The sequence below is a fragment of the Marinobacter sp. NFXS9 genome, from assembly GCF_040148665.1.
Taxonomy (GTDB): domain Bacteria; phylum Pseudomonadota; class Gammaproteobacteria; order Pseudomonadales; family Oleiphilaceae; genus Marinobacter_A; species Marinobacter_A mangrovi.
The window spans coordinates 272,171-294,770 of the sequence record NZ_JAGDDW010000003.1; the positions used below are offsets into that span (position 1 = coordinate 272,171).

The 22,600-nt window shown below is 61.3% G+C and carries 16 protein-coding genes; 8 read left to right on the plus strand and 8 right to left on the minus strand.

Features of this window, described 5'->3' with window-relative positions; genetic code table 11:
• Positions 1-33: 33 nt before the first annotated feature.
• Positions 34-2,163: a TonB-dependent siderophore receptor gene (locus J3364_RS07270; protein WP_349557694.1), complete on the minus strand. Its 2,130-nt coding sequence runs from the start codon at positions 2,161-2,163 to the stop codon at positions 34-36.
• 122 nt (positions 2,164-2,285) lie between these two features.
• Positions 2,286-3,266, minus strand: a complete 981-nt coding sequence (locus J3364_RS07275; RefSeq protein ID WP_349557695.1) for a helix-turn-helix transcriptional regulator — start codon at positions 3,264-3,266, stop codon at positions 2,286-2,288.
• A gap of 388 nt (positions 3,267-3,654) precedes the next feature.
• On the opposite strand from J3364_RS07275, the gene J3364_RS07280 reads away from it, so the two are divergent.
• Genes J3364_RS07280 through J3364_RS07290 form a run of 3 tightly spaced genes read left to right on the plus strand, consistent with a single transcriptional unit; the run spans position 3,655 to position 8,557 of the window.
• Entirely contained in the window at positions 3,655-4,563 is a 909-nt protein-coding gene (locus tag J3364_RS07280) for an ABC transporter ATP-binding protein (RefSeq protein ID WP_349557696.1), read from the plus strand.
• The gene (locus J3364_RS07285; protein WP_349557697.1) at positions 4,556-7,450 is read left to right on the plus strand and encodes a Gldg family protein; all 2,895 of its coding nucleotides are present in this window, start codon (positions 4,556-4,558) and stop codon (positions 7,448-7,450) included. Before J3364_RS07280 ends, J3364_RS07285 begins: the two co-directional genes overlap by 8 nt.
• A 3-nt stretch (positions 7,451-7,453) precedes the next feature.
• The gene (locus J3364_RS07290) at positions 7,454-8,557 is read left to right on the plus strand and encodes a DUF4340 domain-containing protein (RefSeq protein WP_349557698.1); all 1,104 of its coding nucleotides are present in this window, start codon (positions 7,454-7,456) and stop codon (positions 8,555-8,557) included.
• A gap of 269 nt (positions 8,558-8,826) precedes the next feature.
• Here the strand turns inward: J3364_RS07290 and J3364_RS07295 are convergent, their stop codons facing one another.
• The 4 genes from J3364_RS07295 to J3364_RS07310 all read right to left on the minus strand — a co-directional run bounded on the left by J3364_RS07295 (position 8,827) and on the right by J3364_RS07310 (position 13,928).
• Entirely contained in the window at positions 8,827-10,584 is a 1,758-nt protein-coding gene (locus J3364_RS07295; protein ID WP_349557699.1) for a SulP family inorganic anion transporter, read from the minus strand.
• Positions 10,585-10,588: 4 nt separating this feature from the next.
• Entirely contained in the window at positions 10,589-11,836 is a 1,248-nt protein-coding gene (locus tag J3364_RS07300) for an NAD(P)/FAD-dependent oxidoreductase (RefSeq protein WP_349557700.1), read from the minus strand.
• Positions 11,837-11,915: 79 nt separating this feature from the next.
• Entirely contained in the window at positions 11,916-12,788 is an 873-nt protein-coding gene (locus J3364_RS07305; RefSeq protein ID WP_349557701.1) for an MBL fold metallo-hydrolase, read from the minus strand.
• Between the two features lie 366 nt (positions 12,789-13,154).
• Positions 13,155-13,928 carry a TSUP family transporter gene (locus J3364_RS07310; RefSeq protein WP_349557702.1) on the minus strand — a complete coding sequence of 258 codons (774 nt, stop codon included), beginning with the start codon at positions 13,926-13,928 and terminating at the stop codon, positions 13,155-13,157.
• A 427-nt stretch (positions 13,929-14,355) separates the two neighbouring features.
• On the opposite strand from J3364_RS07310, the gene J3364_RS07315 reads away from it, so the two are divergent.
• The 3 genes from J3364_RS07315 (at position 14,356) to J3364_RS07325 (ending at position 17,627) form a co-directional block, all read left to right on the plus strand.
• On the plus strand, positions 14,356-14,550 hold the full coding sequence (locus J3364_RS07315; protein WP_349557703.1) for a hypothetical protein: 195 nt from the start codon (positions 14,356-14,358) through the stop codon (positions 14,548-14,550).
• A gap of 262 nt (positions 14,551-14,812) precedes the next feature.
• Positions 14,813-15,913 carry a Glu/Leu/Phe/Val family dehydrogenase gene (locus J3364_RS07320; RefSeq protein ID WP_349557704.1) on the plus strand — a complete coding sequence of 367 codons (1,101 nt, stop codon included), beginning with the start codon at positions 14,813-14,815 and terminating at the stop codon, positions 15,911-15,913.
• A gap of 307 nt (positions 15,914-16,220) precedes the next feature.
• Entirely contained in the window at positions 16,221-17,627 is a 1,407-nt protein-coding gene (locus tag J3364_RS07325) for a sodium-dependent transporter (RefSeq protein WP_349557705.1), read from the plus strand.
• Between the two features lie 45 nt (positions 17,628-17,672).
• On the opposite strand, the gene J3364_RS07330 is transcribed toward J3364_RS07325, so the two are convergent.
• Positions 17,673-18,833, minus strand: coding sequence for an AI-2E family transporter (locus J3364_RS07330; protein ID WP_349557706.1), 1,161 nt, complete (start codon positions 18,831-18,833; stop codon positions 17,673-17,675).
• 326 nt (positions 18,834-19,159) lie between these two features.
• On the opposite strand from J3364_RS07330, the gene J3364_RS07335 reads away from it, so the two are divergent.
• A complete protein-coding gene (locus J3364_RS07335) occupies positions 19,160-19,387 on the plus strand; it encodes a hypothetical protein (RefSeq protein WP_203141537.1) in 228 nt (75 codons plus the stop codon).
• Between the two features lie 35 nt (positions 19,388-19,422).
• Here J3364_RS07335 and J3364_RS07340 read toward each other — a convergent pair whose 3' ends face one another.
• The gene (locus tag J3364_RS07340; protein WP_349557707.1) at positions 19,423-20,814 is read right to left on the minus strand and encodes a uracil-xanthine permease family protein; all 1,392 of its coding nucleotides are present in this window, start codon (positions 20,812-20,814) and stop codon (positions 19,423-19,425) included.
• A 399-nt stretch (positions 20,815-21,213) separates the two neighbouring features.
• On the opposite strand from J3364_RS07340, the gene J3364_RS07345 reads away from it, so the two are divergent.
• The gene (locus J3364_RS07345) at positions 21,214-22,563 is read left to right on the plus strand and encodes an 8-oxoguanine deaminase (RefSeq protein WP_349557708.1); all 1,350 of its coding nucleotides are present in this window, start codon (positions 21,214-21,216) and stop codon (positions 22,561-22,563) included.
• The last annotated feature ends 37 nt before the right edge of the window (positions 22,564-22,600 follow it).

A 22,600-nucleotide genomic window follows, 5' to 3' on the forward strand; every position in this document is an offset into this window, starting at 1 on the left:
GACAGTCCGTTGCCCGGCCTGGGCTGAAAGGGATTAGAAGTCGTAGGTCACCTTCGCTTTGACGCTGCGCTCGGCACCGTAGTAGCAACGGGCTTCGCTGTAGCAGGCCCCCACATACTCTTTATCGAACAGATTGTTGGCGTTCAGTTGTGCGGTGACGCCCTTCAGGCCAACGCTCGCCAGATCATACTTGATGCTGGCATCCACCACCGTGTAGTGCGGCACTTTCAGGGTGTTGGACTCGTTGGCCCAGCTGGTGCCGATGTAGCGGACACCCAGTCCGGTCTTGAGACTGTTCAGCACACCGTCCAGGAATTCGTAGGAACCCCAGGCAGAAGCCATGTGTTCCGGCGTAGCCACCGGTGTCTTGCCTTCTGTGCCCATCGTGGATTTCTGCACTTCCACGTCGGTGTAGGTGTAGCTGGCCTGAAGCGTGACGTTTTGGGTAACCCGTGTCGCGGCCTCCAGCTCCAGTCCTTGTGACCGAACCTTGCCGATCGGACGGTAGTAGCTGGGGTTATTGCCTTCGGTCTGGATCAGGTTGGCCACGTTGTCCTGGTCAATCTGGAACACCGCAACGCTGTAACGATCCGCCGTACCGACCGGTTGGTACTTGAGGCCAAGCTCATACTGCTCCGCTTCGGTCGCGTCGAGCAGATCACCGTTCTCATCCAGGTTCGCGCTCGGGCTGAACGATTCGGAGTAACTGACGTACGGGGCAACACCGTTATCGAACAGATACATCAGTGCCGCACGGCCACTGAATTGCTCGTCGTCCTTGCTCTGGCGCGTGGTTGAACCGGTCAGGAGGTAGTCACTCGTGTTGTCGATGTCCACCCAGTCGTAGCGACCGCCCAGTGTCACACGCCAATGATCCAGGGCAACCTGATCCTGCAGGTAGACACCGGTTTGCTCCAGCTCCCGATCGTTGTCCTGATAGGGTACGACGGTGCCGGAACGGCCATAGACCGGGTCAAACGGATTGATGGCGGCGAATCCGGAACCGTAGGACCAGTCGGCATCGGTGTCGCGTTTCTGGTAATCCAGCCCGGTGAGGACGGTATGATCGGTCGCGCCCCACCCGAACTCCGCGATCAACTGGTTATCGATGGCCAGGGCATTAAGCTCTTCGTCGGCGCCGAAATAGGTCCGGGGCAGCTCATTGCCCACCCAGTAACCCGAGTTGTAGACCTGTCCGTAATCCACCTTGGAGTTCAGGTATCGGAAATTCTGGCGGGCCGACCAGACCTCGTTGAAACGATGCTCGAGCTGATAGCCGATCATCGCCTGTTCGCGGTCGAACTCTTCGTAGTCCTGCTCACCGTCGTAGAAATCGGTCGGGATCTTCTGCCCGTTATGACTGTAGAGCGTGCCATCCGCCGGGAAGCCGCCATAAAAGCCGCCTTCCGGGTCTTTCTGCAGGTAGGCCATCAGCGTCAGCGTGGTGGCATCACTGAGATCCAGCGTCAGTGACGGCGCCAACGTGTAGTGCTCTTCCTTGACCTTGTCCCACTGGGTGTCCGAGTGATAGACGCGCCCCACCAGTCGATAGGCCGCATTGCCCGAGTCCCCGACCTCACTGCCGATATCGAAACCGAGACTGGCCTCACCCTGCGTCCCCACACCCGCCTGGACCTGGTAATGGGATTCGAACAGGGGCTTCTTGCTGGTCAGGGCCACAATACCGCCCGGCGCCGCACGACCGTACAGGACGGACGACGGCCCCTTCACCACCTCGATCCGCTCCAGGAAGTACGGATCGATCTGCATGATGCTGTAGGTGCCTTTGTCGTTCAGCAGCTTCAGGCCATCCAGGTACTGGTTGTCGATGCTGTCGCTGCCGAAGCCCCGCAGCTTGATGGCATCGTAACGGCTGGCCGTTGCGCCATACTGTTCGGTAAAGACACCGGCGGTGTAGCGGGTGGCTTCCTGGACACTCTTGGAGCCCTGCTCTTCGATCTGGTCGTCGGTGATGACGGAGATGGACTGCGGGGTTTCAACAAACGGGGTTTCCGTTTTGGTCGCCCCGCGGGTGGCGGTCACTTCCAATGCATCCAACGCAACGGAATCGTCCTGATTCCCGGCGGCAAGAACAGCAGTCGCGCCGGTCATACCGGATAGAGCAACTGCGACGGCAAGGGACAAACTGGAAGGTCGGAACATGCATACCTCATTTTTCAATGAAAAAACGTTAATGCGAATTATTCTCTTTTTTATCTGAGATAGGTATGCGGAATGACAGGGTTTGTATGCCTGATGACAAAATGGGCTCGAGAAGCCCCTGGTCAATGCAGTGCGCGGGGAGACACACCGAATACCCGGCGGAAGGCCGTGGCGAAGTTGGTGGCGTGCCGGTAGCCGGCGCGGTGGGCGGCTTGCTGGACGCTGTAGCCCTGCTCCAGATAGCGTTTACCCAGTTCCAGGCGGCATTGGCGAAGGTAATCGAACACCGAGACACCGTAAGTCGCCCGGAACTTGCTGCGCAAACTGCTGGCGCTCATGGCGGCGTGCTGGGCCAGCCCCTCCAGGGTGTATTCCTCCGTCGGCGCAAACTCCAGCAATTGCCGGACGGCTTCCAGTCGCTGGCGTTCGCGGGCGCTTCCGTTTTGGTCACGGTCCGGAAATTCGCCCTCTTCCGGCAAACCGTGGCCGACCAGCTGCAGCGCAAGTCCCTCGAGGATCAGGTTTTTCTGAAGCGCCGGTACGGCCATGTCCAGAGCATACTCCAACTGGGAGAGCAAGGCTGACGAAACCCGCCAGCCCAACACCGGACGCCGGATACCCTGCAGCAAGGACGCCAGGGTGCTGCTTTCGGGACTGGCCCGATGCAGGCACGCCGGATCGAAAGCCAGGGTCAGCGTCTTCAAAGTCTGCCCCGCCGGTTGGGAGGCTTCCAGCGCGTATTCCGGGCGCAGTTGCAGACTGACGGCCTCGCTGGCATGCAGCGAACGGCGCACGGCCCCGACCGACAGGTCCACGTGTCCCTCGATAACGATCACGATGAGCAGCGGCGCGTGCCCCAGGGACACCGAACGGTACGAGTGGAAAATCTCCAGCTCCGAACCGGTAAAGCGGAATCCCGATGGCAGGGCCAGTTCACGGATTCGACCGCGGGCCACAACGGTTTCACTGCCCCCAGAGTCCACCCCACGATCGGTTGGAGTCAGGCCATCAAAGCAGTAGTCCATACCGTACTGCTTCCCGAAATCGAGAAAATCCCGAACCCGGAAAGAACGCGCTGCAATCGCACTTTTCGCAGAATTCATTAGAGATGCCTCACCAGTCACAACGGCCCTATCAGCCTCTGATCCGAGCGCCACAATTTACCGCAAATAATTCTCATTTTTAAGTGAGTTCAACCAATGCCTCCCGCATCCGACGACAGTTGATCTTGCTCAATTGCCGGTCGGAACTTCAGTGACACGCATCAGTCCTTCCAAACCGGACCGTTCCCGGAACCGCGTCGGGACTTTTTCGAGCCATCCCATTCAAACAACAGGACATACGGAATCTGCAATGACTGATGCGAGATCGACCGTTCATCCGGTAACCCGTTGCTTCCTCAACCACCATCCTCCACCGCCCATCTGACCGCCACCCTGCGCGGGCAGGGAGAAACGCAAACCCATTCCAGGAATCAACGGAGAAACCAACATGATTCAGGTGGAAAACCTGACACGCCGCTACGGCGACCTGACCGCGGTCAGGGATGTCAGCTTCCGGATCGGTCACGGTGAAGTGGTCGGCCTGCTGGGCCACAACGGCGCCGGCAAGACCACGATCATGAAGATGCTGACCGGCTATCTCGAACCCACGGCCGGCACCGTGAAAATCGACGACCTCGTGCTCGGCCCCGACACCCGCATGATGCAGAAGCGCATCGGCTACCTGCCGGAGAACTGCCCGGTCTGGCCAGAGATGACCGTCATCGACTACCTGGCCTTCCAGGCCGCCCTGCATGACGTGCCGGAAGGCAAGCGCGACAAGGCCATCGCCAACGCCATCCGACGGGCCGACCTCAAGGCCAAGGCCACCGCCAGCATCCAGACCCTGTCACGGGGTTATCGCCAGCGGGTCGGCGTGGCCCAGGCGCTGTTGCACTCGCCGGACATCCTGATCCTCGACGAACCCACCAACGGCCTCGACCCCACCCAGATCCGCCAGATGCGGGACCTGATCCGGGATCTGGCCAAACACGCCACAGTCATTGTCTCCACCCACATCCTGCAGGAAGTGCAGGCGGTCTGTGAGCGGGTGCTGATCATGCGCGCCGGCGAACTGGTGGTGGACGCCAAGCTGGAGGAATTGCAGCAATCCGGCGGTCTGCTGTTGAGCGTCGAAGGCGATCCGCGCCCGCACCTGAAGGCACTGAAAGAGATCCAGGCACTGACTGAGGTGGACGACCAGCCCGGCCGCTACCACCTGGATGCGCCGCTGGACTGCGCACCCAAAGTGGTCGAGATCCTGACCCGTGCCGGCATTCCGCTGCACGCGCTGGAGCCCCAACGGAGGGATCTGGAGAAAGTCTTTGCCGAGGTGAACGAGGAGACCGCCCATGCATGATCTGATGACGATCGCCCGCAAGGAATTCCGGGGCTTCTTTGCCTCGCCGGCCGCCTTCCTGTTCCTGGGCGTGTTCCTGGCGGTCACCCTGTTCGTGGTGTTCTGGGGCGAGGCCTTCTTTGCCCGCAACATCGCCGATGTGCGTCCCCTCTTCGAGTGGATGCCCGTCCTGCTGATCTTCCTCATTGGCGCGCTGACCATGCGCAGCTGGTCCGAGGAGCGTCGTTCCGGCACCGTGGAAAGCCTGCTGACCTCGCCGGTCGGTCCGCTGCCCCTGATTGGCGGCAAGTTCCTGGCGGGTATGGGCCTGCTGGCCCTGGCGCTGGCCATGACGCTGCCGCTGCCCATCACCGTGTCCTTCATCGGTCCGCTGGACTGGGGCCCGGTGATCGGCGGTTATGTGGCCACCCTGTTCCTGGGCGCGGCCTACCTGTCGATCGGCCTGTTCATGAGCAGCCGAACCGACAACCCGATCGTGTCGCTGATCCTGACCACCCTGGTGTGCGGCATCTTCTACCTGCTGGGCTCCAGCCTGCTGACCAACCTGTTCGGTCACCAAATCGCGCATTTTCTGGAGGAAATCGGTACCGGCAGCCGCTTCGATTCCATCACCCGGGGCGTGATCGATCTGCGCGACCTGTACTACTACGTCTCCATCACCGGCGTGTTCCTGGTACTGAACCGCCTGAGTCTTGAACGCATGCGCTGGGCCGGCAACCCCACCAATCGCCGTCACCGCGGCTGGACCTGGGTTTGCCTTCTGGCGATTGCCAACTTCATTGTCGCCAACGCCTGGCTGACGCCGGTCAGCAGCGCCCGTGCCGACATCACCCAGAGCCAGATGTATTCTCTCTCTGACGCCACTTACCATGAGCTGAACCAGCTGCACGAACCGCTGGTCATCCGCGGCTACTTCTCGGACAAGACGCATCCCCTGTTGGCGCCGCTGGTGCCGCGCATCCGCGACCTGCTGCAGGAATACGCCATTGCCGGCGGCAAGAACGTCCAGGTGCAGTTCCTCGATCCCACCAAGGATCACGACGTCGAAGAGCAGGCGGCGTCCCAGTACGGCATCAAGCCGGTGCCGTTCCAGACCGCCAGCCGCTATCAGTCGTCGGTGGTCAACGCCTACTTCAATGTGGTCGTGTCCTACGGCGATCAGTACCAGGTGCTCGGTTTCCGCGACCTGATCGACGTGAAGTCCCAGAGCGACAACAAACTCGACGTCGCCCTGAAGAGCCCGGAATACGAACTGACCCGCACCATCCACAAACTGGTCAGCACCTACCGCGCCGGCGATAACACCTTCGCGTCGATCGACCAGCCGGTCACCTTCCACGGCTATTTCTCGTCGGAGCAGAAACTGCCGAAAGAACTGGTTCAGCTGAAAGGCAACGTGACCGACATTCTCAAGGACATGGCCAAGGGTCACGAGGACAAGCTCTCGGTCCAGGTTGAGGACCCGGACGCCAACGGCGGCAAGCTGGGCGATCAGCTCACCGAGCAGTACGGTTACCAGCCGCGCATCGCCAGCCTCACCGACCCGCAGCCGTTCTGGTTCAACATGACCCTGCAGAGCGGTGACAACGTGGTGCCGGTGCCCCTGCCGGACACGCTGGACAAGGCCGCCATGAAGCGGTCGATCAAGTCCGCGTTGCAGCGTCTCACTCCAGGTGTGCTGAAAACGGTGACCGTGGTGGCGCCGCAGGACCCGATGGCCCGCATGCGCCAGATGCGTGGTATGCCGCCGCAGTCCCAGTACCAGAAGCTGATGACAGCGCTGAAGGACAATGTCCGCGTCAAGCAGAGCCAACTGACTGACGGCAAGGTCCCGGCGGAAACCGACCTGCTGCTGGTGCTCGCCCCGCAGAACCTGGACGACAAGCAGCGCTTTGCCATCGACCAGTTCCTGATGCGCGGCGGCCGGATCGTGATGGCCACCTCACCGTTCAAGGTGAGCGCCGGCCGCTCCCTGAGCATGGAAAAAACCAAATCCGGTCTGGAAGACTGGCTCGCCAAGATGGGCGTGACTATCCAGCCGAAGATGGTGCTCGATGCCCAGAGTTCCTCGCTGCCGGTGCCCGTCACCCGCAACGTGGGCGGCATGAACTTCCGCGAGATCCAGATGGTGCCCTACGCGCCCTTCCCGGACCTGCGCGGCGACGAGCTGAACCCGAAGCATCCAGTGACCCGTTCGCTGGACCAGATGACCCTCGGCTGGGCCTCACCGATCACCATCGACCAGAAAGCGATGGGCGATCGCAACGTCACCCGGCTGCTGGAAAGCTCGCCACAGACCTGGACCACCGACAGCACCCAGGCCATCCCCAACATGAACCGGTACCCGCAGCTTGGCTTCGCCACCCAGGGCGAGCCCAAAGCGCAGACGCTGGCCGTGGCCATCAAGGGGCAATTCCAGTCCTACTACGCCGACCGCCAGTCACCGCTGGCCCAGTCCGCGGATGACAAGGGCGATAAATCCGCGAAGAACACCCAGGGCAAGAAGAAGGCCGACAAGCCGACCTTCACCAGCGTGATCAAGCAGTCGCCGGATTCGTCGCGGTTGGTGCTGATCGCCAGCAACGCCTTTGCGTCCGACACCATGGTGAACCTGGTGTCCCAGGAACTCGGCACGGTCTATACCAAGCCGATCGACATGGTGCAGAACGCCATCGACTGGTCGCTGGAAGACCCGGGCCTGCTTGCCCTGCGCGGCCAGACCCAGTTTGCCCGCACCCTGGTGCCAATGGACAACGACACCCAGCGTTTCTGGGAGTACCTGAACTATGGCCTGGCGGCCCTTGCCCTGCTGCTGGTCTGGTTGTGGCGTCGTAGCGTGCAAGCCGGCGACCGTCGTCGCTATCAACGGATTCTTGCGGAGGTTTAAGTGATGGCGAAAACAGTTCGAATACTCGCCGTTCTGCTGGGGGTCCAGGTCCTGCTGGCCTTCGGCCTGAACATGTCCCACAAAGACATCAGTGATGTGTCGCCGGACCAGCCTCTGCTGAGCACGTCGCTGGATAACCTGGACGAGATGGTCATCGCGGACGGGCCGGACTCGTCCCTGACTATCAAACGTAAGGGTGACCAATGGCAACTGCCCTCCCTTGAGGGCTTTCCGGCCAGCAGCGATCAGGCCAACCAACTGGTGGACGCGCTGGTCGCGGCCAAACAGGGCATTCCTGTGGCGACCTCACCCAGCGCCCAAAGCCGCTTCAAGGTGGCCAAGGACGACTTCAAGCGTCGTCTGGTGCTGCGTCGTGACGGCCAGGATGTGGCCACAGTCTACCTGGGCAGCTCGCCGGGAACCGACCAGTCCTACGCCCGCCTCAAGGGTGACAGCAACATCTACCGGGTGAAGCTGGCCGCCTACCAGGCGCCGGTGGACAGCGACAGCTGGCTGGACAAGGAGATCCTGACCACGCCAATCGACAAGATCGCTGCGGTGGAAGTAGGTGATCTGAAGCTGACGCAAACCACCAAGAAGCCGGCGGACAAGTCGGACAGCGACAACACCGATAAAGGCAAAGCACCGGCGCCGTGGCACGTGGATAACCTGCCCGCCGGCAAGGCGCTGGACACCAGGGCGGCGGCGACCCTCGCGGGGCAGCTGTCCGGTCTGCGGATCCAGTCCCTGGCGGATGCCGATGCGGCCAAACAGGCCCTGGCCGACCCGACGCTGACGATCCAGCTCGACAAGTCAGACGGTAAAACGGTGACCTACACGTTTGCCAAGGCAGAGTCGAAGCCAGACTCCGCGGACGACGCCAAGGCAAAGGCCAAGCCCGACAAGACGCCGAAGCCTGAGTCCTGGTTCCTGTCCGTGTCCGATCAGGACCGCACGTTCCGGATCACGGCAGCGCTGGGTCAGACGCTGGTGAAGGCGGCTTCGCCCGACACACTGCTGGTGGCCGCCAAGGACGATAAACCGGCGGCCGATAAGGCAACGACCTCATCAATGGCCAAGAAAGCGGACGACGAACCGGCAGAATAAGCCGGCCCCGTCCTCGCAAACAGAAAGCGGGTGCACCATTGAGGATGGGCACCCGCTTTTTTGTTTGGATCAATAAGGGGGCGTCACTCGCCAGCGCATTGAGTGCCCCACACGCAGGTTGGGCTGACGCAGGAAGCCCAACAATAACGGGCTACCTGATTCCATCCTGGGTTTAGCCACACAAGTCGCGTTGAGAGCCGTCCGGCCTGGAAATGGACCACTCGATGTTGGGCTTCCTGCGTCAGCCCAACCTACGAATCTCCAGCGCCTTATGGGCCCACCGCTAACGGCACCCCCTTGGGATCGGCCTCCACCAGCGTCTCATGCGTCAACGCATCCCACGCCTCATAGGTACTCAGGAACACCCGGCCGCTAAGCGCCTTAAGAAAGTCGGTTTTCCCAAGCCGATCCATCACAGGTCCCTTCACCTCCGTCAGGTGCAGGCGCACGCCGCTGTCCCGCAAGCGTTCGTTGATCGCTTCCAGGCTCTCCAGTGCGGAGGCGTCGATCAGGTTCACCGCCGCACAAACGAGCACCACATTCCGCAGCTCCGGCTGCCGGCTCACCAGATCCATCACGCACTCTTCCAGAAAGCGCGCATTGGCGAAATACAGACTCTCGTCCACCCGCAGCATGGCCACGTTGGGGTGTGTCTCCACCTGATGGCGGCGTACGTTGCGGAAATGCTCGGTCCCGGGCACCCGGCCAACCACCGCGCTGTGCGGCCGAGAGGTGCGATACATGAACAGCCCGATGGACAGCCCGACACCCGCGAGGATGCCCGCTTCAACGCTGTACGTCAGCGTCAGCACAATCGTCGCCAGCATGGCGACGAAATCCACCGGTGAGTAGCGCCAGGTGCGGACCAGAGCTTTCAGGTCGATCAGGGTGGATACGGCCACAATAATGGCGGCCGCCAGCGTGGCCTTGGGCAGGAACGCGATGGCCGGCGTCAGGGTGACGGTGGCCAGAGCGATCCCGATGGCCGTAAAGGCGCCCGCCGCCGGGGTTTCGGCGCCGGCGTCAAAGTTGACAACCGAGCGGGAAAAGCCCCCCGTCACCGGCATGCCACCAGACGTTCCGGCACCCAGGTTGGCCATGCCCAGACCAATCAACTCCTGGTCCGGGTCGATATGCTGCCGACGCTTTGCAGCCAGGGTTTGGCCCACGGAAACGGATTCCACAAAGCCAACGATACTGATCAGCAGCGCACCGACGAACAGCTCCCGCCACAACCCCGGATCCATTGAGGGCAGGCTCAGATCCGGCAATCCCGCCGGCACATGCCCGACCACTTTCACCCCCTGCTGCGCCAGTCCCAACCCCCAGGTAACCAGCGTCGTTACCATCACTGCCAGGATCGGCGCCGACTTGGACACGATATCGGCCAGCCGGTCTCCGGCTCCAAAGCGCTTGAGCAGGGGCTTCAGCCGCTTGCGGCACAGCAGCAGGAACGCCAGGGTGCCCACCCCCATCAGCACGGTGGGCCAGTGGATGGCATGGAGTTGGCCAAACAGGCCGCGACCAAGCTCGATCAGGTTATGACCGTCCGCGTCGACCCCGAGGAGGTGCTTGAGCTGGCTGGCCGCGATGACAATGCCCGACGCCGTGATGAACCCGGAGATCACCGGGTGGCTGAGGAAATTGGCCAGGAAGCCCAAGCGAAGCAAGCCCATCACCACCAGAATCAGCCCCGACAGCACCGCCAGCAGAATCGCGCCGACCAGGTACTCCGGGCTCCCCGGTACGGCGATACCGTCCAGGGCCGCCGCCGTCATCAGCGCAATCACAGCCACCGGCCCCACCGACAGCGTGCGGCTGGTGCCGAAGATGGCGTACAGGATCAGCGGCAGGATCGAGGCATACAGCCCGACCTGCGGTGGCAAGCCAGCCAGCAGCGCGTAAGCCAGCGACTGCGGAATCAGCATGATGGTGACGATCACCGCCGCCAGCGCATCGCTGACGCACACCGAGCGGTTGTATTCAGGCAGCCACTGCAGGAGCGGAAGATAGCGCGCCGCTTTCATGGCATTACGCGGCGTTGCGCCGGCCGGGCTTCACCAGCCATTCGTGACCCTTGAGCATGCCGTGCCAGTATATGTAGGGCAGGTATTTCGCCTTCAGCATCCAGGCCAGCCTGGTGGGCTGAGTGCCGTCATTAACCCACTTCGGGAACGTCGGCTGGAGCTGACCACCGTAGCCGAATTCGGCCAGCACGATGCGTCCACGCTCGACGGTCAGCGGACAGGATCCGTAACCGTAATACGCTGCCGTCAGGGGCTGGTTATCCAGACTGGCCAACAGATTATCCGCCACCACCGGCACCTGCTTGCGCACGGCTGCCGCGGTCTTTGCGTTAGCGGTGCCGCTCACATCCCCCAGCCCAAAAATCCTCGGGTAACGGGGATGCTGGAGCGTTTCGCTGTCCAGATCGAGCCAGCCGGCCTCATTGGCCAGAACGGATTCCCTCACAAACTCCGGCGCCCGCTGGGGCGGTACCGCGTGCAGCATATCGAAGCGGCACTCAATAAAACGCTCCTCGCCTTCCACCGACAGGTCGCGGAAGGTCGCCTTTTTCGCCGGCCCGTTGACCGCTACCAGGTTTTGCTGGAAGTCCTTGTGAATATGGTAGCGCTCGACATAACGCTCCAGGGCGGGAACGTAGTCCGGTACCCCGAACATCACACCGCCGGCGTTCTTGAAATGCACGTCCATGCTGCCCAGCACCCCCTGACGCATCCAGTAATCACAGGCCAGGTACATGGCTTTTTGCGGCGCTCCGGCGCATTTGATGGGCATCGGCGGCTGGCTGAACAGCGCTGTCCCGGACTTCAGGTTCTGGATCAGCTGCCAGGTGTAGGGCGCGGTGTCCGGGTGGTAGTTGGAAGTCACCCCGTTGGTTCCCAGGGTTTCCGACAGCCCTTCAACGGCGTCCCAGTTGAGCTCCAGGCCCGGGGCGACAACCAGCCGCTGATACCCCAGTATCGTGCCATCCGACAGCTCCACCCGGTCCTCGTCCGGCTGGAAGGCCCGGGCCTCGGCGCGGTACCAGGTAACATGCTCCGGCATCACTGACTTCATCGGTTTGATGGTTTCAGCGAGGCTGAATATCCCGCCGCCGACCATCGTCCAACCCGGTTGATAGCAGTGGCGCTCGGAGGGCTCGATAATGGCGATATCGAGACTGTGACGCCGGCGATGAAGGCTCGCGGCCATGGAGATGCCCGCCGATCCACCGCCGATGATGACAACGTCGTGTTGCCGCTGTGCTGTGTTCATGATGAGGGTTCCTTGTTGTTGTGAGGTCGGGCCCGATCGCTGACCGGGCCCGCTTCAGGTCGATGGGAACGGGGCTGGTTCAGAACAGGTTGAGCGGCACCTTCAGGTACACCTGCCCATTGTCTTCGGCGGGGGGCATGTGACCGGCCCGCATGTTGACCTGGACTGACGGCAGGATCAGGCGCGGCATCCCCAGGGTGGCGTCGCGCTCCCGACGCATGCTCACAAAATCGTCTTCGGAAATGCCATCGTGCACATGGACATTGTTGGCTTTCTGCTCAGCGACGGTGGTCTCGCAGACATACTCTTCCCGACCGGGTGCCTTGTAGTCGTGACAGAGGAACAGCCGGGTTTCCGGCGGCAGGGACAGCACTTTCTGGATCGAGTGGTACAGCGTGCGCGCATCCCCTCCCGGGAAATCGCAGCGCGCAGTGCCGTAATCGGGCATGAACAGCGTATCGCCCACGAACGCCGCGTCACCGATCACGTAGGTCAGGCAGGCCGGTGTGTGACCGGGCGTGTGCAGGACCCGACCTTCCAGGCCACCGATTCGGAACGTATCGCCCTCGCGGAACAGGTGGTCGAACTGACTGCCGTCCCGGGCGAACTCGGTGCCGGCGTTGAAGGCTTTTCCGAAAATGTCCTGGACCTCGATGATGTGAGCCCCAATGCCGGTCTGCCCCCCCAGCTTTTCATGCAGGTAGGGCGAGGCGGACAGGTGATCCGCATGCACGTGAGTCTCGAGGATCCATTCAACGGAGAGGTCGTTGGTGCGAATGTAGTCGATGATGGCATCCGCCGACTGCACGTCCGTTCGGCCCGCGGCGTAATCGAAATCCAGGACCGAATCGACAATGGCGCAGGCGCGGCTGTCGGGATCGCGTACGACGTAGCTGAACGTGTTCGTTGGCTCGTCGAAGAACATCTTTACTTGAGGTTTCTGTGTCGTCATGGCTATTCACCTTGCTGGCCTGGGCCAACGTTTCGCTTCGATGTTATAAGCTTAGATGAATTATGAATAACACGTAAAATTGCATTTTTCAATGTGTCAAATCATTTTTTAGAATTACTATATTCCCAAAATGAATATAAAGATTCAGGGACAGATTCCATCTGAATGAAGGCCGACCCGAAACATCACAACTCATTGATTTAAATATCAATAATAGAGCGCCCTGAAAGCAGGTTATCCGATCAGGAGTGGTAGAGCGCCTGACTGAATTTTAGACAGGAAGACCCGCTTCAGGGTCCTGAAAAAGGACCCCGAATCGCCGACGGATCCGGATGACCCGAAAACGGCATTCGTACAGAGGACGGGTCAGCCCAGCCCTTTCCACAGACCAATGCAGCTGACTACCAGTAAAACACCGCCCAGCACCCGGAAGAAGACCGGCGTCTCAGCTTTGAGCATGTAGTCGTGGAACCGCAGGCCGATCACATGGCCGACCGCGGCACAGGGCAAGAGCCAGAGTTGTTGTTTCAATTCAAGATCGACCCCCACCGCGATAAACGCCGCCATCTTGATGGTGACCAGGATGAACCAGAGGGCAAACAGGGTATCCCGCAGCTTTTCCTTGGGCAGGTGCTGGGCCACCACGGCAATCACCAGGGGCGCCCCGATAAGTGACGTGCCGCTGACGTAGCCGCCGAGCATCAGGAAGACGACGTCCACCACCTTGTTCTTGCTGCGGAAGGGGCGGTCCAGCAGGTAGGAAATCGAATACACGGTCACGATGCCGAAGATGATCGTGCTCATGACGGTCGGCGGAAGCGTCACCAGCCCGAACACGCCGATCAGTTTGGGGACGATCATGATGGCCAGGATGCGCCCCAGATAACGCCAGTCGACCGTCCCGCCTTCCGGCTGCCTGGCCGCCTGACTCTTGCGGTTGTTCATGACGATGGTCAGGCCGGAAAACACCAGCAGCTGGATGGCGATGATCGGCAGGAAAGCCAGCGGATTGTCATGGACCAGCAGCAGGAACGGCAACGAGAGGACCGCCCCGCCGAATCCCAGCCCGGAGCGCACGAAACCACTCCAGACAAAGATCAGACCAATCAGGACATACTGGACTGCGGTAAGATCAGACATAACACCCCGGCGCCGACAACCCCAATGAAAACAGTGCAGTCTATCGGCGGTTGCCGATGATTGATATTCACATCGGCAACTATCCCGAAACCGCTTGCCCGATGCCTGCCGACCTGCCGCGGCCCTATTCGCCATTGGTCCAATCTGGTGCAGCCCGGAAAAACACCGACGGGTCGTTCATTTTTCTAACCATCTGTATTCACTGAAACTATTCCCATGAACCCGGCGACACCGTCACGATGCGTTACAGACTGGTCAGTTTTTGGGCATTGACGACGACTGCCGAACCCTCTAGGTTGTTGGCTGGCCGCTGCCCCACAAGGGCATCAAGCTGGCCCCTGAAATCGAAAACCCGGCCACGAGCGGGTCTACAAAAACAACACGACCACGGCAGCCGAGATCCGGCGACGTGGAAAGGATTTCAACAATGAGTCAATTGACCGCACCCCTGATGGGACTGTGCCTGGCCAAGGCGCTTTCCACAGCACGCTCTACCGCGCTCTCTACCGCACCCCGTATGCCCCTGATCGCTCGCCGATTACCCCTGAACGCTGCTCTATCGCTGATCGCCTCATCGCGAATGACACCGGATCAACGCGCAGACATCACCTCCAGCAGTTGATGCGCCCGATTTTTGTATTGTCACACCCGGCAACGACCGGTCGTGTCTCCGCGCCTGTCGCTACCGCTGTTCTGCATTGGCTGCCCCGAATAGCCAGCGACATCGTCACAAAGCCAGCGCGGCCGCCTGAACCCCAAGCAGCTCACGCGGACTAAACTTAAAAGCAGGCGGCAGATGGCAATCCCACTGTCGCTCGTTAAACCACCAGCCTCCTGTCAGCCCCACAAGGGTACAGATGGCCCCGGAAGTAAGGTGAAACGCCATGAACGTATTCAGCCATCCCGAGTTCGACAACCACGAACACCTGTCCTTTTTCTGCGATCCGGAAACCGGCCTCAAGGCCATCGTCGCCATCCACAACACCTCCCGCGGCCCGGCCCTGGGCGGTTGCCGGATGTTCCCCTACGCCAGCGACGAAGAGGCGCTGCGTGACGTGCTGCGCCTGTCCCGCGGCATGACCTACAAGTCCGCGCTGGCCAACCTGGACCTGGGCGGCGGCAAGTCCGTCATCATCGGCGATCCACGCAAGCACAAGAGCGAAGCCCTGCTCGAGTCCATGGGTAAGTTTCTCGAACAACTGGGCGGCCAGTACATCGCCGCCGAGGACTCCGGCACCAGCGTACCCGATCTGAAAGTCATGGGCCGTCACACAAACCACGTGGCCGGCATCAAGGAACACATCGGCTTTGACGGCCTACCCAGTAACGGCGATCCGTCGCCGGCCACCGCCTACGGCACCTACGTGGGGCTGCGCATGGCCGTGCAGCACGGCTTGGGCCGCAGCGACCTGGAAGGCCTGAAAGTTGCGGTCCAGGGCATCGGCAACGTGGGCTTCCGTCTGGCGCGCCATCTCAAGGACGCCGGCGCCAAACTGTGGGTCTATGACATTCACCAGGACCAGATGCAGCGCGCGGTCGATGAACTGGGCGCGACGCCGGTCTCTGCCGAAGAGATCCTGACCCTGCCGGTGGACGTGGTGGCACCCTGTGCGATGGGCGCCGTCCTGAACGACCGCAGCATTCCGAAGCTGCAGGCCAAGGTGGTGGCCGGTGCCGCCAACAACCAGCTCGAACACCCAGAACACGATGCGGCGCTGCTCAAGCGTGGCATCCTGTACGCGCCGGATTTCGTTATCAACGCCGGCGGTATCATCGATGTTTTCCACGAACGCACCGACCATGACCACAACCAGGTCCGTGCCCACGTGGAATCCATTGGCGACACCCTGGACGAAATTTTCCGGCGCTCTAGCCGCGAGGGCCTGCCAACGGGTACCATCGCGAACCTTCTGGCGGAGGAGCGCTTCCGCCACACCCCCGCTCAACCTCGGCACACCAAGGGGACCTTGTCCAAAGTGAGCTGAAATCATTGAGTTAGCCGTTGATGAGGCCGGGGCTACACCCGGCTTGGTGTTCCTCAAGACCAACCCGTTGACCGACTGGGCGTTCGCCACTCGCAGTCGGGCAACGGGTTAACCGGACGGAACGCTGAGTCCCCTGGGAATCCCTGACAGACACTGGACCCGGAAGCCCTCCAGGGTGCTTCCCTCGCAGCAGGAGCGCACAGAGCAGGAAGTTGTCGTGCCACTGACCGGGCGGTTTTGCCCAGCGTTTGCCCGCAACTTCCGGGGATGACCTACAACAACAATGCATTCGCAGGAGACTATGCTTATGTCTACCACTTCTTCCGGCAACGCAGAGGGCGTCATGGAAGCCAACGCAGAGAAACGCGGCCACTGGTCGTCACGTCTTGCCTTTATCCTGGCCGCTACGGGGTCCGCGGTCGGTCTCGGGAATATCTGGAAGTTCCCCTACATCACCGGTGAGAACGGGGGCGGCGCCTTCGTTATGGTGTATCTGGTCTGTATCGCCGCTATCGGCATCCCCATCATGATGGCGGAAGTCATGATCGGTCGCCGCGGTGGGCACAGCCCGGTCAACAGTCTGCGCGCGATTGCCGAGCGTGACAGCCTGTCCAAAGCCTGGCCGATTGTCGGTGCGGTCGGCGTACTCGCGGCCTTCCTGATCCTGTCGTTCTACTCCGTCATCGGCGGCTGGGCCGTGTCCTACGTGGGCACCGCGGCCACGGGCCAACTGGCGGGCAAGGATGCGGACGCCATCGGCGCCATCTTCTCAGGCCTGGTGAGCGATCCCGGCACCCTGTTGCTGTGGCACACGGTGTTCATGGCGCTGGTCATGGTGGTTGTGGCCCGCGGCGTCAGCGCCGGCCTGGAGAAGGCCGTCAGCATCCTGATGCCGGCCCTGTTCGTGCTCCTGCTGATCACCGTTGGCTACGCGATGACGTCCGGTCATTTCGGCGATGCGGTGGCGTTCCTGTTCGAGCCTGACTTTTCCAAACTGACCACCAAGGGCGTCCTGATTGCCCTCGGCCACGCATTCTTCACCCTGAGCCTGGGGATGGCGGTCATGATGGCCTACGGCTCCTATCTGCCGAAGGGCATTTCCATTGCCAAGACGTCCATTACGGTGTCCATCATTGATACCGTCGTGGCGCTGCTGGCCGGTCTGGCCATCTTCCCGGTGGTCTTCGCCAACGGCCTCGAACCGGGCGCCGGTCCGGGCCTGATTTTCCAGACCCTGCCGTTCGCCTTCGGCCAGATGCCGATGGGCAGCTTCTTCGGCACGCTGTTCTTCATCCTGCTGATCTTCGCCGCCTGGACTTCCGGCATCTCCCTGCTGGAGCCGCTGGTGGAGTGGCTGGAAGAGCAGAAAGGCATGAACCGCACCGTCAGCACCCTGGGTGCCGGCATCGCCTGCTGGGCGCTGGGCATTGCCTCCATCCTGTCCCTGAACCTGTGGTCCGACGTGCATCCACTGGGCATGTTCACCATGTTCGAAGGCAAGACCATCTTCGATCTATTGGACTTCCTGACAGCCAACATCCTGCTGCCTCTGGGTGGCCTGCTGGTGGCGGTCTTCACCGGCTGGTTCATGTCACGTCAGGCACTGGAAAACGAGCTGAACCTGCCGGCTTCCGGCTTCAACCTGTGGTACAACACCATCCGGTTCCTCACGCCGGTGGCCGTTGCCATCGTCTTTATCTACAACCTGGTGTAAGCCGGTTTCACCGGGACCCGTCCGGGTCCCGGTCTTTCCCCTTCCCTATTTTCCCAGCAGTTCGCCAAAGGGCCTGAGATTGATGACGTGGTCGCACAGCGTCTTCACGATCATCAGCAGCGGCGTGGCGATAATCAGCCCCACCGGCCCCCACAGCCAGCCCCACACCAACAGCCCGATGAAGATCGCCACCGCATTCAGGCTGGACACCTGACTGGTGAGCCAGGGCGTCAACAGATAACCCTGAATGCTGGTGATGATCAACGACGTACCGCCGACAATGACCGCCATGTCCATCCCGCCGAACTGGATGAACGCCGCGATGCTGCAACCAATCAGAACCAGGAACGGCCCCAGGTAGGGAATCGCACTGGCAACCCCCGCCAACACGCCCCAGAAAGCCGCCTGTTCCATGCCGATCATCAGGAACGCCAACCAGGTCAACACGCCGACAAAGATCGCGCCCAGCAGCATCACGAACAGGAACCGGCGCACCTGGTGATGAAACTCGTTCATGATGCGAGTCGCCTTGCGCATCCGGCCGAAGGACGGCCCGGAAATCCGCACCACCTTGCGTTTGTAGAGCGAGCCCACTGCCAGCAGGAAATACACCAGCAACAGCACCGAGAAACACTGGGTGATCAGGACCAGCGCAGCTGGCGAGCCCTGCAGCAGGTACGCCTGGATATCCAGGGGTTTGTTGATGATCTGCACCGGCGTCACCCCGGCGGGCACGTTGGCTGTCCGGGCGGACTGTTGGCTGGCGGTTTCCTCGATCTGCTTGGCGGCCTTCTGGGCCTTTTCCATCATGCCCTCTTCGCTGTCGCGGGCATTGCCGTCGTGGCGCAGCTTCTGGACGGCCGCAGGCACCTTGTCGAGGATGGCGGTGGCTTCCTGCTGCAACGGCACGCTGGCGCCGGCGAGTACCCCGATCATCGCCACCAGCACCACCGCGGCACCGACCGGCCGCGGGACGCGAATCGCGTCCAGCAGGGACACCAGTGGATCCAGCGCATAGCTGATCAGCACACTGACCACCAGCGGCAGTAAAATGGGCTGGGCCCAGTCAATGAAGTACAGGGCAGCAATACTGGTCAGGATCAGTAAAGCCGTGCTGCGGATGTTGATCGCATCCATCAGGGCAGGCGCTTCTTTACCCCCCGCCCCAGCCTCCTCCGCACGGCGTGTTTCGGCTTTCGTGTCCATTTATCCACCCTCGATTGGCAGCGACCGGTTTGGGCTTCCGGCTAACTGCTTATCTTTCCGTCAGATATAACGACACACGGTACTGTTTAACGACCGGTAACAACATTTCGGTTACGTCATCCCTGCCCTCAAGGGCCCGGCACCGCGGTATGGTAGCTCCAGGCGGTGCCGCATGAACCCTTGAATAACCCGCCGTCGATACAACAGTGAGTAGCAGGAGCCGCCGATGGCAGAGGGGTCAGGGATCGAGCCGGCAGTCGATTGCCATCTGTCGCTCTCAGTATCGCTGGAGGTCGCAATTCGGCCAACAGCGGATGGAGGTCATTATGGACAGTCCCAGGAAAGTCGTGACCGGGGAACCCAGGAAGAGTCTGATTGTTCTCTTTCTCGGGGCGGTGTTCAGCATCGTGATTGGCATCGTGGCGTTGCTGTCACCGGGATCAGGACACACCGATATGGCCGAAAACGTCGGCTGGCTCCTGATCCTGATCGGGGTTGGCGCCCTGATGTTCTACATCATCGGCAGGAGGGAGCGCCAACTGCGAAAGGAGTGACGACGGCGGACCCGGCGGTCCGCCTGGTTCCGGCATCAGACCGATGTCGCAAGCGAGGCCCTGTCGGCTTCCGGCTCGGCATCCTCCACAGCCCGGCCTGGCAGTACGGTGTTCAGGATGATCGCCGTCAGGCCACCCATGGTCACGGCTGATCCCAGAACATTCTGGGCCATCTTGGGAAAGTGCTGGAACAGGTCCGGCACGGCCGCCACACCCAGACCAAGACCGAATGAGACGGCCATAATCAGCATGCTGCGCCGATCGAGATTCACCGTCGCGAGGATGCGAATACCCGCCGCGGCCACCGTGCCGAACATCACCAGCGTGGCACCGCCCAGAACCGGCTTGGGCAGCTGCTGGAATACCCCGCCGATCACCGGGAACAGACCCAGCAACACCAGGATGCCCGCCACCCAATACGCCACGTAGCGACTGGCAATGCCGGTCAGTTGGATCACACCGTTATTCTGGCTGAACGTCGTGTTGGGAAACGTGTTGAAGATGGCCGCCAGCATCGAATTGACACCATCACCCAGAACCCCGGCCCGGATGCGCTTGCGATAGACATCGCCGCGGATGGGTTCCTTGGAGATCATCGACGTGGCGGTGAGGTCGCCGGAAGACTCGATGGCGGTAATCAGATAGATCAGGGCGACCGGCAGGAACGCCCCGAAATCGAAGGAAATGCCGTATTTGAACGGCATCGGCAGGACGAACCAATCCAGTTTGGACAGCCCGGAGAAATCCACCTTGCCGAGCCCCATCGCCACGACAAACCCAATCACCAGTCCAAAGAAAATCGCGCCGGAACGCAGATAAAGATTACGACTCTGGTTCATGATGATGATCAGCAGCAGCACGCCGCCGCCCAGCGCCAGATTGGTCAGACTGCCGAAATCCGGGGCGTTGAAGCCGCCGGCCAGGTCGGTGATGCCCACCTTGATCAGCGACAGCCCGATGGTGGTGATGACAATGCCGGTCACCAGGGGGTTGATGAACGTCTTCAGCTTGTGCAGGAACTGACTCAGCACGATCTCGATGAAGGCGCCAAAGAAACACACCCCAAAGATCAGGCTGAGAATCTCATCCGGTCCGCCACCCTTAGCCTTGGCAATAAAGCCGGCCGCCAGAATCGAACTCAGGAACGCAAAGCTGGTGCCCTGAAGCGCCACCAATCCCGAACCGATCGGGCCGACGCGCCGCGCCTGGATAAAGGTCCCTACACCGGAGACGATCAACGCCATACTGATCAGATAGGGCACCTCGCTGCCCAGCCCGAGCACACCCCCAATGATTAACGTCGGCGTGATGATGCCGATAAAACTCGCCAGCATGTGCTGGACCGCGGCCAGCAGGGTGGCAGGCAGCGGCGGACGGTCGTTCAGTCCGTAGAGTAGTTCCGGTGGCGTGTCGGCGTTTGAGGCCATGAATGGGTCTCCGGTTGATGGTTCAGCAAAAGTCGTCTGCATTTGTCGTGCAAACTGCAAGCAACAACCTGACCAATCGGTTAGTTTTTATTTTTAATCCTTTAATTTCATGCCATTAAAAATAATCGCCTGGACAACAAATTAACAACAAACGTGCCGATACGTGAAAATACGTACCAGAACAGTGCCTTTGGGTAGCACATCGCACCGTTTATGCACATTCGCCCCCAGCGGTCTGGATGGGTCTTTTCAGCAGGGGGGAACGTGGTACCATCGACGCGGTTGGCAGATTAACACGCCGGAGATCATCAGAAGCTCCCCAAGTCACTGCCATGTACCTGACCCTCAGTGTGCATGGTATCTGCGTGAAGCCATGCTCACGGCATACGGAGCATTGCAATGAGTGCACTTTGGATACGCCACCCGATGGCCGCCTGGACTGCCAACGACCAGGACGCCGGTAACGGCATCGTCGTCGAGAACGGCGTGATCACCGAGCTTGTCGCGTCCGGGACCTATCCGAGCCAACCGGTCGATCTCAACTGGGACGCCAGCGAGCACGTTCTCCTGCCCGGCCTGGTCAACACCCACCATCATTTCTACCAGACGCTGACCCGGGCCTGTCCGCCGGCGCTCAACAAGAAGCTGTTTCCCTGGCTGCAAACCCTCTACCCGATCTGGGCCGGTCTGACGCCCGATGCCCTGGCTGCAGCCACCGAACTGGCGATGGTCGAGTTGCTTTTGTCCGGCTGCACCACTGTGGCCGATCACCACTACCTGTTCCCGAACGGTCTGGAAAACGCCATCGACATCCAGGCGGAAACCGCAACCCGGCTGGGCATGCGGGCCACGCTGACGCGCGGCTCCATGAGCCTGAGCACCGATGACGGTGGCCTGCCACCACCTCGTGTGGTGCAGGATGAGGCGACCATTCTTGAAGACAGCGAACGCCTGATCCGCCAGTACCACAAGCAGGACGCCAATGGCCTGCTGGAAGTGGCCCTGGCACCCTGCTCGCCCTTTTCCGTGACGCCGGACCTCATGCGGGCGAGTGCCGAGCTGGCTGCCCAACATAGCGTCAGCCTGCACACGCACCTGGCGGAGACCCGGGACGAAAACGACTTCTGCCTGAAAACCTTTGGCCAGCGGCCGCTGGACTACCTGGACAGCGTCGGCTGGCTGCACAACCGGACCTGGCTGGCCCACGGCATTCACTTCAACGACGAGGAGATTGCCCGGCTCGGCGAGGCAGGTACCGGCATCTGCCACTGCCCGTCCTCCAACATGGTGCTGGCTTCGGGCATCTGCCGCATCAACGAGCTCAAAGCGGCTGGCACGCCGGTCGGGTTGGGCGTAGACGGCAGCGCCTCCAACGACCACAGCAACCTGATGCAGGAAATCCGGCAGGCGCTGCTGATCCAGCGGCTGCGTTATGAGGCGGACGAGTTTACGCACACCGACGCCCTGTCACTGGCCACGAAGGGGTCGGCTGACGTCTTGCGTCGTGATGATATTGGCGAACTGGCGGTGGGCAAACGGGCCGATCTGGCCCTGTTCAAACTGGACGAACTACGCTTCAGCGGCGCCCATGATCCACTGGCCGCCCTGATGCTGTGCGGCGCCAGTCAGGCCGATGCGGTCATGATTGGCGGGGAATGGAAGGTGCGGGATCGACAGTGGCTCGGTGGCGACACCCAGGCACTGATGGCCAGGCACCGGGAGGCCGCGCGACGACTTTTTAACGGCTGATCGGTTGAACGACGGAGCCCGGACCGGGCTCCGGCTT

Excerpts from the sequence above, each read along its gene's own strand:
- J3364_RS07310 (WP_349557702.1), bottom strand. The coding sequence starts at position 13,928 with ATGTCTGATCTTACCGCAGTCCAGTATGTCCTGATTGGTCTGATCTTT.
- J3364_RS07300 (WP_349557700.1), bottom strand. The coding sequence starts at position 11,836 with ATGAACACAGCACAGCGGCAACACGACGTTGTCATCATCGGCGGTGGA.
- J3364_RS07285 (WP_349557697.1), top strand. The coding sequence starts at position 4,556 with ATGCATGATCTGATGACGATCGCCCGCAAGGAATTCCGGGGCTTCTTT.
- J3364_RS07330 (WP_349557706.1), bottom strand. The coding sequence starts at position 18,833 with ATGGACACGAAAGCCGAAACACGCCGTGCGGAGGAGGCTGGGGCGGGG.
- J3364_RS07335 (WP_203141537.1), top strand. The coding sequence starts at position 19,160 with ATGGACAGTCCCAGGAAAGTCGTGACCGGGGAACCCAGGAAGAGTCTG.
- J3364_RS07280 (WP_349557696.1), top strand. The coding sequence starts at position 3,655 with ATGATTCAGGTGGAAAACCTGACACGCCGCTACGGCGACCTGACCGCG.
- J3364_RS07305 (WP_349557701.1), bottom strand. The coding sequence starts at position 12,788 with ATGACGACACAGAAACCTCAAGTAAAGATGTTCTTCGACGAGCCAACG.
- J3364_RS07275 (WP_349557695.1), bottom strand. The coding sequence starts at position 3,266 with ATGAATTCTGCGAAAAGTGCGATTGCAGCGCGTTCTTTCCGGGTTCGG.
- J3364_RS07270 (WP_349557694.1), bottom strand. The coding sequence starts at position 2,163 with ATGTTCCGACCTTCCAGTTTGTCCCTTGCCGTCGCAGTTGCTCTATCC.
- J3364_RS07315 (WP_349557703.1), top strand. The coding sequence starts at position 14,356 with ATGAGTCAATTGACCGCACCCCTGATGGGACTGTGCCTGGCCAAGGCG.
- J3364_RS07345 (WP_349557708.1), top strand. The coding sequence starts at position 21,214 with ATGAGTGCACTTTGGATACGCCACCCGATGGCCGCCTGGACTGCCAAC.
- J3364_RS07295 (WP_349557699.1), bottom strand. The coding sequence starts at position 10,584 with ATGAAAGCGGCGCGCTATCTTCCGCTCCTGCAGTGGCTGCCTGAATAC.
- J3364_RS07320 (WP_349557704.1), top strand. The coding sequence starts at position 14,813 with ATGAACGTATTCAGCCATCCCGAGTTCGACAACCACGAACACCTGTCC.
- J3364_RS07340 (WP_349557707.1), bottom strand. The coding sequence starts at position 20,814 with ATGGCCTCAAACGCCGACACGCCACCGGAACTACTCTACGGACTGAAC.
- J3364_RS07290 (WP_349557698.1), top strand. The coding sequence starts at position 7,454 with ATGGCGAAAACAGTTCGAATACTCGCCGTTCTGCTGGGGGTCCAGGTC.
- J3364_RS07325 (WP_349557705.1), top strand. The coding sequence starts at position 16,221 with ATGTCTACCACTTCTTCCGGCAACGCAGAGGGCGTCATGGAAGCCAAC.